This window comes from Micromonospora sp. LOL_023 (assembly GCF_048060115.1).
In the GTDB taxonomy this organism is placed as follows: domain Bacteria; phylum Actinomycetota; class Actinomycetes; order Mycobacteriales; family Micromonosporaceae; genus Micromonospora_E.
On sequence record NZ_JBHMIM010000008.1, the window covers coordinates 1 to 16130 of the forward strand.

A 16130-nucleotide genomic window follows, 5' to 3' on the forward strand; every position below is an offset into this window, starting at 1 on the left:
CCCGCATCCACGAACCGACCGTCGACGAAACTGCGCAACAGACCGGGGCCGTCGGCGGCCGGCCGACCGGCAAGCAGCTCCGGATGCCAGAGTTCTGGGGACAACGAGCCGGTCAGGGCCATGGAGATACCTCTCTCGACGAATTTGGCGCGGCAGCAGGTCAGTCGCGGGTAACGAACGTTCCGGACTGGTCGGCCACCAATGCGACGACGGCCGCGTCGACTGAGGGAACGCCGGTGGCAGCGGCTGCGGCCTCATCTGTGGCCACTAGAACGGTGCTGCCGGTGCCGGCGTTCATCAGATCGACGGCGACTCGCTGCGGTCCATCCGGCTGTTCCCGGACCAGGACGAGTCGGTGGCCCCGCAACGCAGTAAGGATTCGGTCCGGCCAGACTTTGCCGAGAACCTCTGCGAGAATCATCAGCTGTTGCCTTGCAGCTCGGCAATGACCGTCCGAATACGGGTCGAGTCGCCCGATTCCAGAAGCGCAGCGGTAGCCGGATGCGGTTTGGGGTAGATCTGCGAGCTGCGCAGATCTCCATGTTGCTGGATGGCAGCTTCGCCAGCGGAAACTGCCTGTCGCACGGCGGCCAGGGTCCCTTGAACCGCCGCAGCGAGGTAGCCGCTTGTGACACGTTCGACGGCGATGCATCGCACGTCGGCTGTCTTGATCATCGCTTCGATCCCGGCGGAGAGGGCGACCACGCCCCGGGTTTCCACGATTCCGATCGCCTTGTCTGACGGCATTTCTGATCTCCTTCTCGTTCGGTCAGCGATCAGCTGGAATCAGTTTCCGACCAGGCTCGGATCAAAAGCCAACGCGCTGACCGCGTCGCATGGGCTGGCGAATACGATGGACCGGACCGAGCGCCCTGCCTTGGCTCGGGCGGTCTCCTCGCCGATGTCGACGGCTTCCTCGACGGTGGCGAGGTCACCACGGACGGCGACCGCGACGATCCCGCCGCCCAGCCGCACTACACCGGTCACTTCCACCTCGGTTGCTTTGACCATGGCATCTACCGCGTCGAAGATCGGGATGAATCCTTCTGCCTCGACGAATCCCGCAGCGGTGTTACGCATCGGGTCTCTCCTGTCGCTTCGTTGGGTTGGATGGCCGCCGGGTTCAGCAGCCCGGCGGTGCGCGGTCACTCGGAATCGCCGGGCAAATTCCAGGACAGGACGGCACCGCCGGTACCCCAGATCGGCCCGTACGTGTGCTGTTGTGCCGCACCGGTCGCGGCACCGGTTCCGGCGAGGAAAGCGAGTGCCCGGAACTGGCTGTCTGCCTGCGCCTGTCGGGCGAAGTCCTCGCGTACGGCGAGGGCTTCGTCGATCTGACCGTCGAGGAGTAGCTGAAGGATCCGCAGGTTCCAACGATCGTGGGCCGGCTCGGCGATGTGGTCCTGGTCTGGTTCGATCCACTGCTGGATCAGCCCGGACGACATCCCCGACACGACGACTACGGCCGCGCGCAGGCCGGCGTCATGAGCGGTTTGGGCTCCCGCCCGGCCCACCCTGGCGAGGGTGTCGGCGTCGGCATACAGGTTGCAGGAAACCTGGGCCCAGCGCAGGCTACGCCGGGGGTCGATCAGCGCCGACGCGACGATCGTTCCAGTGTCGATGGGGAATCCGTCGTAGCGGGTGCGCCGGGCCTGCATGCCACAGGAGTCGATCCGCGCCGCCCACCGTTCGGTGAAGTCGACGTCGAACCGCAGATCGTACTCGAGATGTCCGTAGTCGTAGGCGTACCAGTTCTCATCAGTGTGCCCGCCGCGTGGGTTCGGGTCGCACTGGAGTTGGTGTCCGAGCACAGTGAACCACTGGGTGGACAGCAGCAGCACGACGTCGGGTTCGAGTCGGCGCAGCCGCTCGCCGACGGTACGGGCCGAGTCGGCCAGTGCCGCCCAACTGGGTGCGGGTCTATCGGCCAGTAGATGCGGCATGCCGGGCATCAGCACACCGGCCTGAATGCCGGGTTCAGCCATGGGTCGCCTCCGGTGTCCACTCGACCACCGCGTTGCCGGTGCCGATGATCGTCCCGTAGCCCAGTACGTCGCCCGCTACCTCGGGCCAACCCATTGCCGCGAGCAGCCAGGTAAGGCTGCCCGCCTTGGTCTCCGAGGAGGTGGCTTCGATGTGTTCGGGGATGAGGTCCCGTAGCCGGCTGGTCGGTCCCTGCCGGATCGTCTCCAGCAGTTTCATGTCCCAGCGGTACTGATGGTTGTTGTACGGATGCTCCCGCTCCATGTCCTCGGGCAGTCCCGGTTCCTCGTGCCAGTGCAGATGGGACAACGAGTTCGAGCCGAGCAGGACGGCGCGCCGGCCGGTCCGCTCGATCGCCCGCCGGGTGGCTTCGCCGAGGACCTCCATCTCGCCGAGTGAGGCATCGGAGTAGAAGTACGGGTTGTTGTTGGCCGACAGGGACACCACCGGGATGTCCCAGGCGGGGTTGACCATGTGCAGTGCGCCGATCGTGGCGTAGTCGACCCGTACCCCTGGGTCGCGCATCTTGCTGGTGACCAGACCTAGGTCGGCGGCTTCGTCGGCGATCGCCTCAGCGAGCGGCACATCTGTCCGGAAGTCGTAGTGGTAACGGAACAGGTGCGGGAAGATCGGCTCGACGGAGACACCGCGCGGGTTCGGCACGCAGTTGACGTGGTGTCCGACCATGGTGATCCAGTGCGGGGCGTGCACGATCAGCACATCGGGTCGGTGGACGTCCCGGATTCGGCGCCGGAGCCGGTCGTACGCCCAGCGCAGCACTTCCCACCCGCCCTGCGATCGGGGCTCGTTCTGCGGCGGGTTCTCGCCGTAGATGAGGTGCGGCGGGTGAGGGCTGAGGAAGCCGGCGATGATGCCGGGACGTCGGACGGTGTCACCCGCGGCTGTCGGGCCGGCAGCCGGGACGGGTGTCTCACGTCGCTTGGGCGCAGTGGGGGGCAGCCGGAACACCCTGCTCATTGCGGTCCTCCCGTCATGGTGTGCGCGGCGCGCAGGACGCGGACCAGGCACCGGTCACCGTTGTCCGCGCCGAGGATGCGTAGGCCGTCGGCGTCGACCGCGAGTTGGTCGGGGGCCACCGCTGCGTCGTGCCGTACCCAGGCTCGCAGCGGGGCCGGGTGGGTGGCGTGCAGTTCGATCAGGGCGCCGGCGGGTAGCGCGTCAGGGTGGACGTAGACCAGTCGTTGCCGGCCTCGGCGGCCGGTGCTCACGGGTTGATCCGTGCCGGTCAACTGCAGCCAGCACCGGGCGGCGTGCGACTGGCGGCGGTGGGCATTCGTTGCCTCTGGGTCGTGCCGGCCTACATCGTCGCAAATCACGCCGTACCGCTCGCGCGCTTCGTCCACGGTCAGGTAGCCCTCGGCGACGTCCGTGGCGACCTGGTCCGGGTCACGACTGAGGGGGTCGCCCCAGCCGCCACCGCCGGCTGATTCCATGACCAGGACATCGCCGTCGCGCATCGGGTACCCGGCGACCTTGCCGGGGGTGTCGAAGTCGACCCGCTGACCGTCGCGCAACAGGTAGGTCGTGGTGGCGGCACCTGGCCCGCCGAGGGCGAGCCCGTACGGCGGAACCGTGGTGCGGTCGGTCTGCACCGAGTAGGCGCCGGTGCTGGCCAGCAGTCGCGTCGACCGCCGGGTACCGAGTCCGCCGCGGTGTCGGCCGTCGCCGCAGGACCCGGCACGAACTTCGCAGGCGTCGATACGGATCGGGATCTCCGTTTCCAGCCGCTCCACGGACTGGATGGTGGAGATGTCGCCGAGATCGACCGGATTCATCGCGCTGGGGCCGTCGGCCTCCAGGAAGCCGCCGTTGCCACCGGCCGGGTAGTCGTAGTAGAGGTACGGCCGACCGGTGTGTTCGTCGACGCCGCCGATCAGGTTCTGGAAGGTGGTGCCGAACTGGTCGGCGGCGATGAGATCCGGTGCGACCTGGCTGAGCGCCGCCATCACCGCGGAGATCACCCGCTTGCGGACCTCGCTGTGCGCGTTGGCCGGCGCCGGGTAGGTGACGTGAACGACGGTGCCGGGGTCGGTGCGTACGGTCAGCGGCCGGAATGCACCGTGGTTGACCAGCCCACCCGGGTCGAGCGCGGACTTGACGGCGATGAACACGCCGGCGGTGGTCATCGCCAGTGACGAGTTCACCACCGCGGCCACCTGGGGTGAGGAGCCGCGGAAGTCGGCGACGATCTGATCGGCGGCGACGGTGAGCGCACAGCGGACGAGTGCGGGATCGTAGCCGCCGTCGGTGTAGAGGTCGAGGTAGTCCTCGTAGTGGTAGGTGCCGTCGGGCAGGTCACGGATGCGCTGGCGTAGCCGCCGCTCGGTGCGGTCCATGTTCGCGGTGACGCAGTCGAGGATCAACTGCCGGCCGTACCGGGTGACCAGTTCGCGCAGTCGCCGTTCGGCGGTGTGACATGCGGCGATGCTGGATTCCAGGTCGCCTCGACGTTCGTCGGCCATCCGTACGTTGGCGAACAGGATGCTGTACGCAGCGGCGTTGGGCCGGCCTGCCTCGATCAGCCGGATGGGTGGTATACGCAGCCCTTCCTGGAGGATCTCGGTGGCCTGACCGGAGACGCTACCCGGAGTCATCCCGCCGATGTCCGCCCAGTGCATGCGTACGCAAGGAAAGAGGAACAGGTTTCCGTCGACGAAGACCGGGCTGATCAGCGTGACGTCGTTGAGGTGGCTGCCGCCCCGGTAGGGGTCGTTGACCAGGTAGAGGTCGCCGGGGCGGAACTCGCCCCGGAAGTCGTCGAAGATCTCCTTGACGGAGGCTGGCATGGCGATCACGTGGCCGGGCATGTCCCGCCCCTGGGCGACCATTTCACCGTTGGCGTTGAACAGAGCGCAGGAGAAGTCCTGGGCGTCGGCGATCACCGGCGAGTGCGCGGTGCGGAAGATCGTCTGGCGCATCTCCCGGACGATTGAGATCAATCCTTCGGTGACGATCTCTAGATCAATGGGGTTCAGGGGCATGCGTTCGGCCTCGCAATGGGGTTCTGTCGCCGCCGGATGATCAGGCAGTACGTCGGTGCGTCTGTCCGGTGGCACGGGCTGGCCCGCATTGGGTGTGATGGACCATCAGTCTCGTCGACTCAACATGTGGGTCTTGTGTTATATTGTGAGCCTAGCAATCTCCGAGATGGGAAACAAGATGTCTTCTGTCACCGCCCCCGACCGGGAATCCGGCACCCAGGCGCTCGACCGCGCCCTGAGCGTCCTGCTCGCGTTCCACCGCGACACCCCGGAGCGCAAGGTCAGCGACGTGAGCCGCGAGCTGGGGCTGCACAAATCAACCGCCAGCCGACTGTTCCGGGCACTTGCCGACGCGGGCTTCCTGCAGCGCAACGAGGAGACCGGGGCGTACCGTCTCGGGGTCACCGTTTTCGACCTGGGCGCCCGATTCCTCGCCGGGCTCGACATGCACGCCATTGCCCGACCGCTGCTGCGACAACTCGCCGAAGATCGGGGCGAATCAGTCAACCTCGCCATCCGCGACGGACTCGACGCCATCTCCATCGACCTGGTCACCGGATCCCACAGCCTGCAGCTGGTCTCCCGGCTCGGCCGACGGATCCCGGTGTGGTGCAGCGCCGCCGGCAAAGCCCTGCTGATCGATCTGGACGACACCCAGGTTCGCCAGCTGCTGGCCGCAGCGGTCTGGACCCCGCTGACCAGCCACACCATCACCGACATCGACACCTTCCTCGCCGATCTGGCCGGCGTACGCCAGCGCGGCTGGGCACTCAACGACGAGGAGAGCGAGGACGGCCTGCGGGTGGTCGGCGCGCCGGTGCGCGACCGGCTCGGCACGGTGACCGCCTCGATCAGCGTCTCCGGGCCGATCTTCCGACTCGCCGACGACGAGCAGGTCGCGGACCTGGCCGCCGCCGCCGTCCGCACCGCCGACGAACTGTCCCGCCAGCTCGGCCACGGCGTCGGGGAGATCTGGGGCAGCTGACCGGACCGGACCGGGTCAGAACTGCTGCTGCACGACATCCGGATCGATCCTCACCTGCAGCAACGCTGGCCCGGTCAACGGCAGCACCGCGTCGAAAGCGGCATCGAGGCTCGCCTCGTCGTGCGCTCGATGGGCGTGAACACCCAGTGCCGTCGCCACGGCCGCCAGGTCACGCTCGGGAAACCGGGCAAGCCCTGGATCAACGCCACGTGGGCGCAGCTTGCGTACCTCCGCGCCATACGCGGCGTCGTCGAGCACCAGCAGCAAGACCCGCGCTCCCGTCCGGGCAAGCGTGTCCAGCTCACCCAGGCAGGTCAACAGGCTGCCGTCGCCCTCGAACGCCACCACCGGTCGGTCCGGCCGCCCGAGAGCCGCACCGACCGCGTACGGCAGACCCACGCCGATGCTCCCGAACTCCCAGGGCGCGATCAGCGCCCGGTCCGCCGCCGGGGAGTCGAGGTACATGTTGGGCCAGCCGCCGAAGTGGCCCACGCCCACCACCGTGGTCCGTGGCATCGGCAGCCGACGTGCGCACACCGCCATCACCCGTCGTGGATCGATCCGGCCCGCACCGGGTCGCTCCGGCGGCAGCCCGGCGAACGGATCGGCGTCGCGAAGGGCAGCGGCCAGTGCCGGCGTACGCCAACCGCCCGCCGAATCGCCCGCTGCGACCCGGCCACCGGTGGCCGGGTCCGCCGGCCCCGGTAGCGCCTCGACCAACGCCCGAGCGACCGCTGCGGCGTCGCCGACCAGGCCACCGTCGACCGGCCAGTGGGCACCGATCGCGGCCGGATCGGTGTCGACGCTGAACACCTGCGCACCACCGAACAACTCGCCGTGATCGGCGGTCCACCGGTTCAGACCGGCGCCGAAGGCCACCACCAGATCCGAACGGCCGAGCAGCTGCCTGGTCAACGGCCGGGACAGTCCACCGGCCACCCCGAGGTGGTACGGGTGCCCGGCGAACAGGCCAGCGGCCATCAGGCTGGTGACGAGCAGTGCACCACACCGGTCCGCGAGCTCGACCAGCTCGGCACCGGCGTGCTCGGCGCCCAGACCGGCGAGGATCACCGGACGCTGGGCAACGGCGACGCGCGCCGCCAACGCCACGGCGGCCGCTGGATCCGGTCGTAAAGGTGCCGGTGCGGTAGGTACGTCCGCGGCCGTCAGCGGCGGGAGCATCTCCGAGGCCGCCGGTAGGTCCTGCAGGTCGATCGGGATATCGAGCACCACCGGGCCAGGGCGCTCCGCCGCATGGCGCAGCGCGACGGAGACGTCGCGGGCCACCGTCTCGGCCGCGGTGACCGGCACGAACGCACCTGCGGTGGCGAGGGCAAACGGTTGCTGCGCGAAGTTCTGCACGTGCAGTGGATCGCCGGCGGGGGTGTCGCCGGCCAGCAGTACCAGCGGGGTGCCTGCCTGCCGGGCGATGGTCAACGCCGGACCCGCCACCGCCAACCCGGGACCCTGGGTCACCGTGGCGATCGCGCACCGGCCCGTCACCCGGGCCCAGCCGTCGGCCATCATCACCGCGGTGTTCTCGTTGCGGGCCGCCACGAACCGGACGCCGTGGCGCTGAACCAGATCCGCTACCAGGAACATGTTGGCGTCGCCGAGCAGGCCGAAGACGGTGTCCACGCCGTGGCGGACCAGTTCGTCGGCGATTGCCTGGTAGACCTTCACCGGCGGTCCTTCCGGTAGGGGCCGGGTGGACGCAGCGCGACGCTCAGCGCGCCCAGGTAGGAATCGGCGGCTGCCGCCTCGAACCGGGGGCCGGCAAGCCTCGCGGTGCGTTTGGTCATCGATCGGCCGAGCGCCGGCACGGCCAGTAGCCGGTCCGTCAGTACACCAGCGGCGGCAGCCATCCGATCCGCGGGCACCACCTCGGCCACCAACTCCAGCTCGCGCAGCCGATCTGCCTCGATCCGCTCGCTGAGCAGCAGCCAACGCTTGGCCCGGTCGGCACCGACCAGGTCCGCGAGGATGGCCATCCCGCTCCAGGTCAGCGGAATCCCGAAGCCGACCTCAGGGAACGCGAAGAAGCAGGTGTCCGCGGCGATCCGCAGGTCACTGGCGAGGCCGAGAATCGCACCGGAGCCGATGGCGGGTCCGTTGAACGCGGTGACCGTCGTCTGGTCGAGGCGGTACCAGCGTTCCACCAGTTCGGCCGTACGTCGCTGCACACCCATCGTCGTCGACGGGTCCAACGACGCCAACTCGTCGAGGTCGGTGCCGGCGCAGAAGGCGCTGCCCGCACCGGTGAGCAGCACCACCTCGACGGTGTGGTCACGACCGAGGTCAGCCAGTACGTCCTCGAACCGGCTCAGCATGGCGAGGTCGAAACTGTTGCGCCGAGTGGTTCGGTCGAGGGTCACCGTGGCCAGCCGGCCACTTCGATCTAGACGCACCGATGTCATGTAGCCTCCGATTCCAGCAGTGCGCGGTCCACCAGGGCCGCAGCGTGTCCGATGTAGCCGAGCGGGTCGAGTAGCCGGCCCAGCTCGGCAGCTGGCACCGCGGCGGCGACCTGCGGGTCGGCGCGCAGCAGTTCGGCGAAGGGTCGGCCCTGGTCCAGGCTGTCGCGCACGATCCGCATCACCAGGTGATGGGCGGGCTCCCGGCCAAGGGGGCCGGCCAGGCGCAGCATCACCGCCTCGGACAGCAGCAGTCCACCCGTGGCGGACAGGTTGGCCCGCATCCGGGCCGGGTCGACGCGCAGCGCGGCGAAGATCTCGTTGAGACGCTGCAGAGCGCCGCCGATCAGGATGAAACACTCCGGCACCAGCTTCCACAACGCCATCCCGACGCCCATGTCCCGGTCGTCCTGGGACACCATGGTCTGCATCGCCAACGGCACCTGGGCGCGCAGCGTGCCGGCCGCGGCGATGACCGCCTCGCAGCGGATCGGGTTGCGCTTGTGCGGCATCGTGCTGCTGCCGACCTGGTTGTCCCGCTGCGGCTCGTGGACCTCACCGATCTCGGTACGGCCCAGGAAGTAGATCTCGCGGGCCAGCTTCTCGGCACTGGCCGCGACCAGCCCGAGCAGGGTCAGGCACTCCACCAGCCGATCCGGGGTGGCGTGCCACGGCGTCGACGCGACGCCCAGGCCGAGCCGGCTCGCGACGGCGCGTTCCAACTCGAAGGCACGCGGGCCGTAGCCGGCCATCGTCCCTGCTGCACCGCCCATGCTGACCACCAGCAACCGGGGGCGCAGTTGCGCGAGACGTTCCCGGTGCCGTTGCAGTTCGCTCTGCCAGACCGCGCACCGTAGTCCGAACGTGGTCGGCAGGGCCTGCTGACCGTGGGTCCGGGCGGCCATCGCGGTGTCGCGGTGTCGCAACGCGATCCGACGCAGGATCCGGATCAGCTCGTCGAGCTGACCGCTGACGATGTCCAGGCCCGCGCGGGCCCGCAGCACGAAACCCGTGTCCATCACGTCCTGGGTGGTTGCGCCGAGGTGGACGTACCGGCCGGCGTCGCCGGCCGCCCGGGTCAGTGCCCGGACCATCGGCACCAGCGGATGGACGGTGTCCGCCGCGTCCGAGGCGACCGTCGCCAGGTCCAGTGATTCCACCCGGGCGGAGGCCGCGATCGCCTGAGCCGCCGCGGTCGGGACGATGCCCAGGTCCGCCTGAGCCCCGGCCAGCGCGGCCTCCACATCGAGCCATGCCTGCATGAGCTGTCGGTCGTTGAAGACGGCCCGCATCTCGGCGTTGCCGAAGAAGCTGGTGACGGTCAACGAGTCCAGGAAGCAGGAACTGATCGGATTCACTGGGTTTCCCGGTGAACGGCGGCCGGTTCGGACGGCTCGACGAGGCCGGTCGCCGCCAGGCGGTCGACCTTGCCTGAGGGCAGCAGCGGCAGCCGGGGCACCACCCGCCAGCGAGTCGGCACCTTGTGCCGCGCCAGCCGCGCCATCACCGACTCGGCGACCAGGTCCACCCGCAACGCGACGCCGGGTGCCGCGACCAGCAGCGCCGCCACCTCCTCGCCCCATCGCGCGCAGGGAACCCCCACCACGCAGGCCTGGCCGACACCGTCCTGTTCCACCAGCGCCGTCTCGACCTCGGCGGGGCTGACGTTCTCACCGCCCCGGATGATCAGTTCCTTGACCCGACCGGTCAAGGTGAGGGTGCCGTCGTCGGCCAACCGGCCCAGATCGCCGGTCCGCAGCCAGCCGTCCGCAGTGAACGCCTCATGGTTGGCAGCCGGGTCGTCGAGATAGCCGGGGGTGATCGACTCGCCGCGTACCTGCAGTTCACCCTCGACGCTGGCGGGGTGCGCCGCCTCCTCGTCGGACCGTGCCACGGTGACGATCCGGGCGCGCAGCGGTGGAAGGACCCGGCCGACCGTCTCACCGGCCGGTCGGCAGCTGCCATCGTCCGGGTCGACACTGATCGTCGGCCCCGCCTCGGTCTGGCCGTAGACCACGGCCAACCGCGACAGTCCCAGCGCCTGTCGGATCCGCTGACGCAGTCCGGGCGGGCAGAACGCGCCACCGAGGAAACCCAGTCGCAACGACGAGATGTCCCAGAGGCCGGGACGCTCGTCGAGGCGGTCGGCCAGCATGGTCGCCATCGTCGGCACCATCTGCAGCACGGTGCACCGGTGCCGGGCCACACCGTCGAGCACGACGTCCGGGTGGAACCGAGGCGCCGACACCAGGTGGGCACCGGTGACCGCGGCCAGCACCGCGCCGCTGCTCAGCCCGGCCGCGTGGGCGAACGGCAGCGGACAGCTGATCCGGTCGTCGCCCCGGATGCCGGCGGCCTGCGCGGTCCAGGTCGCGTTGCGGACCAGATTGCGGCCAGTCAGCATCACCATCTTCGGTGCCCCGGTGGTTCCCGAGGTGAACTGCACGTTGAGCGGACGGTCAGGGTCGGCCACCGGCGCCGGTGGCCGGTCGGTCCAACCGGGCTGTCCGGCAAGAACGGAACCACCGAGTTCCGTCTCCATCATGGTGACCGGCAGGTCGGTGACGTGACTGGCTGTCTGGGACACGTCCCGGTCCCGGATCCGCCGTGCGGCGAACAACACTGCGGGGCGGCTGCGCTGCAGCGCAGACAACAGCTCCGGCGTGGTCAGGCCTGGGTGCAGGGTCACCAGTACCGCACCGCGCCAGGCCGCCGCGCCCAGCAGGATCAGCCAGGCGAGACTGTTCTCCGACCAGACCGCGACCCGGTCACCCCGGCCGACACCGGCGGCGGTGAGAACGGCGGCGGCCCGCCCGACGTGCTCGGCGTACTGCGCAGCGGTCACGGTGGGCTGCCCGGCGAAGGTGAACAGCGGTTGGTGCGGCGTCTCGTCGGCCCGGCTCAGCAGCACCGCGTCGAACGCCGGTGCGCTGGCGGGCATCAGCTCCGCTCCAGCAGCAGGTTGCCGTGCCGGTCCACCCGCCCACGCCAGCCGGCCCCGATCACCGTGGTGCTGCCGCTCTCGCGTACCACTGCCGGCCCGGTGATCTGGTGCTCGGCCGTGAGGGTCGGGCGATTCCACACCGTCGCGTCCGTCCAACCCTGTGGACCCCAGATCCGGGTGTTGGCGGGAGTGGGTGGTGGACCGACGGCCGGCGCGGCGAAGGTGACCGCCGGCTGCGGTCCGAACGCGGTGAGCCGGCAGTTGACGATCTCGGTCGGATGGTCCGAGCGCAGGTAGGCGTACCTTTCCCGGTAGGCGTCGTGAAACGCTGCCACCAGGTCGGTCGGCCGGTCGGGCAGTTCGTCGAACGGCACCGCGAGGTCGAAGCTCTGGCCGCGGAACCGCATGCCGAGGGAGAACCGGAAGCTGACCTGGTCGGCTTCCACTCCTTCCTCGGTCTTGAGCTGGCTGCGGGCGGTCTCCCGCAGATCGTCGACGATGACGCGGACGGCGCTCAGCCCGGCCGCGTCGGCGGCCACCAGCGCGGTACGGACGTGGTCGTGCCGGGCCCGGGCGGTGACAAAACCCAGGGCGGAGAAGTTGCCCGGTACCGGCGGTACCAGGACCCGCAGGATGCCAAGTTCGTCGGCCAGCGCGGTGGCGTGCATGGGGCCGGCGCCGCCGAAGGGCATCAGCACGAAGTCGCGCGGGTCGTGTCCGCGGGCGACCGATATCTCCTTGATCGCGCTGGTCATCTTGACCGTCGCCAGGCGCAGAACGCCGTCGGCGAGCTCGGTCTCGCTCAGCTCACCGTCGAACTGGGCGGCGAGGCGGCCGAGGGCGGCGCGGGCGGCGTCGACGTCGGGGGCGACCTCGCCGCCGAGTAGACCGTCCGGGTCGAGGTGGCCGACGAGGAGGTGCGCGTCGGTGGTGGTGGGCTCCTGACCGCCCCGGCCGTAGCAGGCAGGTCCAGGGTCGGAACCCGCGCTTTTGGGGCCGACCCGCAGTTCGCCACCGAGGTCGCGCCACGCGACCGAGCCACCGCCGGCGCCGATCGTGTTGATCTCGATCTGGAACGTCCGGTTCGGATGGCCTGCGATGGTGCCGTGGTTGGTCATCAACGGCGCGCCGTTCTTGATCAGGCAGACGTCGGTACTGGTGCCGCCGATGTCACAGGTGATGACATTGTCGAAGCCGGCGAGCCCGGCGACGTACGCACTGGCCGCCACGCCGCCGGCCGGTCCGGACAGCGCAAGGTTGATCGGCAGCCGTCCCGCCTGATCGGTGGAGACCACGCCGCCGCTGCTCGTCATGATGGCCAGTGGATGGTGGTAGCCGTTGGCGGACAGGGTGCTACCCAGACCGGACAGATAGTCGCTGACAGCTCCACGGACGCTGGCGTTGAGCACCGTCGTGGCGAACCGCTCGTACTCGCCGTGTTCCGGGACCACGTCGGCGGAGGCGCTGCAGGAGATGTCCGGGTGCCGCTGGCTGATGCGCTCGGCGGCAGCCAGTTCATGCTCCGGATTGCGGTACGAATGCAGAAAGCAGATCGCCACCGCACGGGCGGTTCCGGCGGCCACCCGGGCCGCCACCTCATCCAGTTGGTCCAGGTCGAGGGGCACCGCGACGGTCCCGTCGGCGGCGATCCGTTCCCGCACGGCGTGGCGCATCCGGCGGGGGGTGAGCGCGGGTCGGCCGGTCTCCTTGACGCTGTACAGCCGGGGGCGATGTCCCAGCCCCATCTCCAGCACGTCACGAAAGCCCTCGGTGGTGATGACCGCGACGGGTTCGCCGGCCCCTTCCAACAGGGCGTTGGTGACCCTGGTGGTGCCGTGCACGAACCGGCCGGCACGAGACAGGGACACGCCGAGCTTGGCGAGCCCGTCGAGGATTGCCGCGGCCGGGTCGGCCGGGGTGGACAGCGTCTTGGCCTCGGCGAGCCGGGCGGTGCCCGGCTCGTAGACGATGACGTCGGTAAAGGTGCCGCCGATGTCGACGCCGATGCAGAGCATGTGGAGCCCTTCCTGTGGGGTGTACGCCGTCAGAACGTGACGCCGTAGCGGCGCAGCGTGGTGCGGGCCACTGTTCGCAGCACCCAGTCGAAGAAGTATCCGAGCAGGCCCAGGGCGATGATGCCGACGAAGACCCACTCCGTCTTGGCATAGTTGCGGGCCGTCCAGATCAGCGAACCCAGGCCGCTCTGCGCCGCGACGATCTCGGCCGAGACGATGGTCAGGAACGAGTTACCCATGGCGAGCCGGGCTCCGGTGACCGCGTACGGCACCGTGGCGGGCAGGATCACCGAGGCGAGGGTTCGGGCGGGCCCGGCGCCCAACGCCCGCGCCGCCCGCAGTTTCAGCTCGTCGACCGCGAGTACGCCGGCCAGGGTGTTCAGCGCGACGATGAACACCGTCGTGTAGAAGATCAGCGCGATCTTGGATGCTTCGCCCGGGCCGAGCCAGATGATCGCCAGGGTGACGAACGCGATCGGCGGGATGAACCTGAAGAACTGGATGTACGGGTCGAGCATCAGCCGTAACCACCTGCTGCACCCCATCAGCAGGCCCACCGGGATCCCGACCAGTACCCCGAGTCCCCAGCCGCTGAGGATCCGCTGGCTCGACGCCCAGATCGAGTCCCACAGCGTCCCGTTTGCCGCCAACTCGACCGTGCCCTGCCAGGTCAGCCGGGGCGAGGGCAGGAAGAACGCGGTGTAGTTGCGGCTGACCAGATCCCAGATCAGCACACCGAGCAGTACGGACAGCACGGACAGCAGGATCCTGGTCTGCTGGCGTCGGCCAGGCGAGCGCCGGCGCCGGGGCCGGTCGGTCGCCCTGGTCGTGGATGGGTCTCGCACCTCGACGGCCATCAGCCGGCACCTCCGTTCAGGCCGTGCCCGTCGTCGAGCCCCTGGGCACGCAGGGTCTGGGCTACCTCGGCGCCGATGTCCGCCCGCAGGGCGCGAAACAGTCCGGCAGCGGCCGGGTCGGTCAACTCCCGTGGGCGCGGCAGATCGACGGGGTACACCTGCTTGATCCGGGCCGCCGGGCCAGCGGTCATCGTGACGATCCGGTCGGCGAGCAGAATCGCCTCGCCGATGTCGTGGGTGACGAACAGGATGGTGGGTTTCGACTGCCGCCAGATCCGGTCCAGTTCGACCTGCATCACCAGGCGGGTCTGCGCGTCCAGGGCACCGAACGGCTCGTCCATCAGCACCACGGACGGCTCGTTCGCCAGGACCCGGGCAAGTTGGGCACGCTGGCGCATGCCACCCGACAGTTGGCCGGGGAACCGGTCGGCGCTGAGGCTGAGCCCGACCATGGTCAGGTAGCGGTCAACGATCGCGGCTCGACGGCTACGGGCGACGCCACGCATTCGCGGCCCGAAGGCCACGTTCTGCCGTACGGTCAGCCAGGGGAACAGCGCCTCGGCGCTCTGGAACACCACGCCCCGGTCGACGTCGGGACCGGTGACAGGTTCGCCATCGCACAGGACCTGGCCGGCGGCGGGGCGAACGAACCCGGCGATGGCGTTGAGCAGGGTCGACTTCCCGCATCCGCTCGGTCCAAGCAGGCAGACGAACTCACCGGCGGCGACATCCAGCGCAGCCCCGGAGACGGCGACGAAGTCGTCGAACCGGATATCGACGTCCTGCACCCGCACCGGCGACCCGCCGGGTCGCGTACCGGAAACCGGTTCGCGGCCCGGCGGCGCCGTCGCCTCTTCCGTCACGCTACGCCCCGGATCATCACCGCAGCCGGGTCTGCCGGGTCGGTGACGATGCCGCTGTCCTGCTGGAACTGCGCGATCTCGGCGTACCGCTGCAGGTCCTCGTCGGTGAAGTCACGGACCTGACACTGGACTCCGGTGAGCAGGTCGACAGCTTCGGCGGCCGGGACCTGGATGGCGGTCTCGGTGGCGGTGCCGGCGGCCTGCGGGTCGGCGGTGATCTGGTCGCAGGCGTCGGCTACCGCACCCACGAGCGTGCGGACCGCTTCCTGGTTGGCTTCGTACCAGGCACCGTCGACCCCGATGATCAGGTTGTAGACGTATCCGACGTCGCCGCTGGTCAGCAGGATCTTGCCGCCGCCGGCGACACCACGTGCCGGCCACGGCTCCCACATGATGTACCCGTCGATGTCGCCGCGTTGCAGTAGCGCCGGCATCTCTGCAGGTGACGAGGTGACAAACTCCACCGCGTCGCGGCTGATCCCGTAGGTGTCGAGGATCTTGTTGGTGGCGTACTCGTTGACAGTCCCGGTCACCACGCCGTACCGGGCGATGTCCGCGACCTCCACGATCTCGTCACGGACCACGAGCTTGATGAAGTCGGGTGACTGGGAGAAGACCGCGACGCCCTTGACATCGCCCCGGGTGGCCCGGTTGAGCAGGCTCGACTCGGTGCTGGCGGTCACCTGGCCCTCACGGGCGAGGATCGCGTCGAGTCCGCCGGTGCCCTCCTGGTACTGCGTGACGGTGACGTCCAGGCCCGCCTCGCTGAACAGGCCCTGCTGGTCCGCCAGGTAGATGGGTGAGTAGGCGGGGTCGACGCCGACCCCGAAGTCGATCGACGTCGTCTCCTCCGGTGCGGCAGGTCCGGCACCCGGCTCCTGATTTTCCGAACAGGCCGTGACAGCCGCGCTGATCAGCAACGCGACGCCGGCCACCCGCAAGGTACGCAATCTCATGGTCAACCCCAGTTCATTGCGACTCATATTGTGGTTCTAGGTTCTAATGATGAGACGCTACTGGGCGCCACGGACGGGCGTCAAGGGTTCGCCAACGCGGACAAGCAAGCT

Annotated in this window: 15 protein-coding genes; 1 reads left to right on the forward strand and 14 read right to left on the reverse strand. The window is 69.4% G+C overall.

The genetic code is table 11. The annotated features are described in order from the left end of the window. Positions 1-160: 160 nt before the first annotated feature. The 6 genes from ACFHVL_RS06185 to ACFHVL_RS06210 form a co-directional block, all read right to left on the reverse strand. Entirely contained in the window at positions 161-421 is a 261-nt protein-coding gene (locus ACFHVL_RS06185; protein ID WP_416626109.1) for a EutN/CcmL family microcompartment protein, read from the reverse strand. Further along, positions 421-747 carry a BMC domain-containing protein gene (locus tag ACFHVL_RS06190; protein ID WP_416626110.1) on the reverse strand — a complete coding sequence of 109 codons (327 nt, stop codon included), beginning with the start codon at positions 745-747 and terminating at the stop codon, positions 421-423. The genes ACFHVL_RS06185 and ACFHVL_RS06190 overlap by 1 nt, the downstream gene beginning before the upstream one ends. 39 nt (positions 748-786) lie before the next feature. Continuing rightward, positions 787-1080, reverse strand: a complete 294-nt coding sequence (locus ACFHVL_RS06195; RefSeq protein ID WP_416626111.1) for a BMC domain-containing protein — start codon at positions 1078-1080, stop codon at positions 787-789. Between the two features lie 65 nt (positions 1081-1145). Beyond that, positions 1146-1985, reverse strand: a complete 840-nt coding sequence (locus tag ACFHVL_RS06200; RefSeq protein WP_416626112.1) for a 2-amino-5-chlorophenol 1,6-dioxygenase subunit alpha — start codon at positions 1983-1985, stop codon at positions 1146-1148. Next, positions 1978-2961, reverse strand: coding sequence for a tRNA U-34 5-methylaminomethyl-2-thiouridine biosynthesis protein (locus tag ACFHVL_RS06205; protein ID WP_416626113.1), 984 nt, complete (start codon positions 2959-2961; stop codon positions 1978-1980). The genes ACFHVL_RS06200 and ACFHVL_RS06205 overlap by 8 nt, the downstream gene beginning before the upstream one ends. After that, the gene (locus tag ACFHVL_RS06210; RefSeq protein WP_416626114.1) at positions 2958-4985 is read right to left on the reverse strand and encodes a hydantoinase B/oxoprolinase family protein; all 2028 of its coding nucleotides are present in this window, start codon (positions 4983-4985) and stop codon (positions 2958-2960) included. Before ACFHVL_RS06210 ends, ACFHVL_RS06205 begins: the two co-directional genes overlap by 4 nt. A 178-nt stretch (positions 4986-5163) precedes the next feature. On the opposite strand from ACFHVL_RS06210, the gene ACFHVL_RS06215 reads away from it, so the two are divergent. Beyond that, complete coding sequence (locus tag ACFHVL_RS06215; RefSeq protein WP_416626115.1) at positions 5164-5970, forward strand: IclR family transcriptional regulator; 807 nt, start codon at positions 5164-5166, stop codon at positions 5968-5970. Positions 5971-5985: 15 nt separating this feature from the next. Here ACFHVL_RS06215 and ACFHVL_RS06220 read toward each other — a convergent pair whose 3' ends face one another. The 8 genes from ACFHVL_RS06220 to ACFHVL_RS06255 are packed head-to-tail and all read right to left on the reverse strand — an operon-like array spanning position 5986 to position 16046. Then, positions 5986-7653 carry a thiamine pyrophosphate-binding protein gene (locus ACFHVL_RS06220; protein WP_416626116.1) on the reverse strand — a complete coding sequence of 556 codons (1668 nt, stop codon included), beginning with the start codon at positions 7651-7653 and terminating at the stop codon, positions 5986-5988. Further along, on the reverse strand, positions 7650-8387 hold the full coding sequence (locus tag ACFHVL_RS06225; protein WP_416626117.1) for an enoyl-CoA hydratase/isomerase family protein: 738 nt from the start codon (positions 8385-8387) through the stop codon (positions 7650-7652). The genes ACFHVL_RS06220 and ACFHVL_RS06225 overlap by 4 nt, the downstream gene beginning before the upstream one ends. Then, entirely contained in the window at positions 8384-9742 is a 1359-nt protein-coding gene (gene purB, locus ACFHVL_RS06230; protein WP_416626118.1) for an adenylosuccinate lyase, read from the reverse strand. The genes ACFHVL_RS06225 and purB overlap by 4 nt, the downstream gene beginning before the upstream one ends. Continuing rightward, entirely contained in the window at positions 9739-11325 is a 1587-nt protein-coding gene (locus ACFHVL_RS06235) for a class I adenylate-forming enzyme family protein (RefSeq protein WP_416626119.1), read from the reverse strand. The genes purB and ACFHVL_RS06235 overlap by 4 nt, the downstream gene beginning before the upstream one ends. Then, positions 11325-13343, reverse strand: a complete 2019-nt coding sequence (locus ACFHVL_RS06240; RefSeq protein ID WP_416626120.1) for a hydantoinase/oxoprolinase family protein — start codon at positions 13341-13343, stop codon at positions 11325-11327. The genes ACFHVL_RS06235 and ACFHVL_RS06240 overlap by 1 nt, the downstream gene beginning before the upstream one ends. A gap of 29 nt (positions 13344-13372) precedes the next feature. Further along, on the reverse strand, positions 13373-14200 hold the full coding sequence (locus ACFHVL_RS06245) for an ABC transporter permease (RefSeq protein WP_416626121.1): 828 nt from the start codon (positions 14198-14200) through the stop codon (positions 13373-13375). Then, positions 14200-15063, reverse strand: a complete 864-nt coding sequence (locus ACFHVL_RS06250) for an ABC transporter ATP-binding protein (RefSeq protein WP_416626122.1) — start codon at positions 15061-15063, stop codon at positions 14200-14202. Before ACFHVL_RS06250 ends, ACFHVL_RS06245 begins: the two co-directional genes overlap by 1 nt. After that, a complete protein-coding gene (locus ACFHVL_RS06255; RefSeq protein WP_416626123.1) occupies positions 15060-16046 on the reverse strand; it encodes an ABC transporter substrate-binding protein in 987 nt (328 codons plus the stop codon). The genes ACFHVL_RS06250 and ACFHVL_RS06255 overlap by 4 nt, the downstream gene beginning before the upstream one ends. Positions 16047-16130: the final 84 nt, after the last annotated feature.

Coding starts and splice junctions, on each gene's coding strand:
- ACFHVL_RS06185 (WP_416626109.1), bottom strand. CDS start 421: ATGATTCTCGCAGAGGTTCTCGGCAAAGTCTGGCCGGACCGAATCCTT.
- ACFHVL_RS06200 (WP_416626112.1), bottom strand. CDS start 1,985: ATGGCTGAACCCGGCATTCAGGCCGGTGTGCTGATGCCCGGCATGCCG.
- ACFHVL_RS06240 (WP_416626120.1), bottom strand. CDS start 13,343: ATGCTCTGCATCGGCGTCGACATCGGCGGCACCTTTACCGACGTCATC.
- ACFHVL_RS06235 (WP_416626119.1), bottom strand. CDS start 11,325: ATGCCCGCCAGCGCACCGGCGTTCGACGCGGTGCTGCTGAGCCGGGCC.
- ACFHVL_RS06225 (WP_416626117.1), bottom strand. CDS start 8,387: ATGACATCGGTGCGTCTAGATCGAAGTGGCCGGCTGGCCACGGTGACC.
- ACFHVL_RS06215 (WP_416626115.1), top strand. CDS start 5,164: ATGTCTTCTGTCACCGCCCCCGACCGGGAATCCGGCACCCAGGCGCTC.
- ACFHVL_RS06205 (WP_416626113.1), bottom strand. CDS start 2,961: ATGAGCAGGGTGTTCCGGCTGCCCCCCACTGCGCCCAAGCGACGTGAG.
- ACFHVL_RS06190 (WP_416626110.1), bottom strand. CDS start 747: ATGCCGTCAGACAAGGCGATCGGAATCGTGGAAACCCGGGGCGTGGTC.
- ACFHVL_RS06210 (WP_416626114.1), bottom strand. CDS start 4,985: ATGCCCCTGAACCCCATTGATCTAGAGATCGTCACCGAAGGATTGATC.
- ACFHVL_RS06245 (WP_416626121.1), bottom strand. CDS start 14,200: ATGGCCGTCGAGGTGCGAGACCCATCCACGACCAGGGCGACCGACCGG.
- ACFHVL_RS06195 (WP_416626111.1), bottom strand. CDS start 1,080: ATGCGTAACACCGCTGCGGGATTCGTCGAGGCAGAAGGATTCATCCCG.
- ACFHVL_RS06255 (WP_416626123.1), bottom strand. CDS start 16,046: ATGAGTCGCAATGAACTGGGGTTGACCATGAGATTGCGTACCTTGCGG.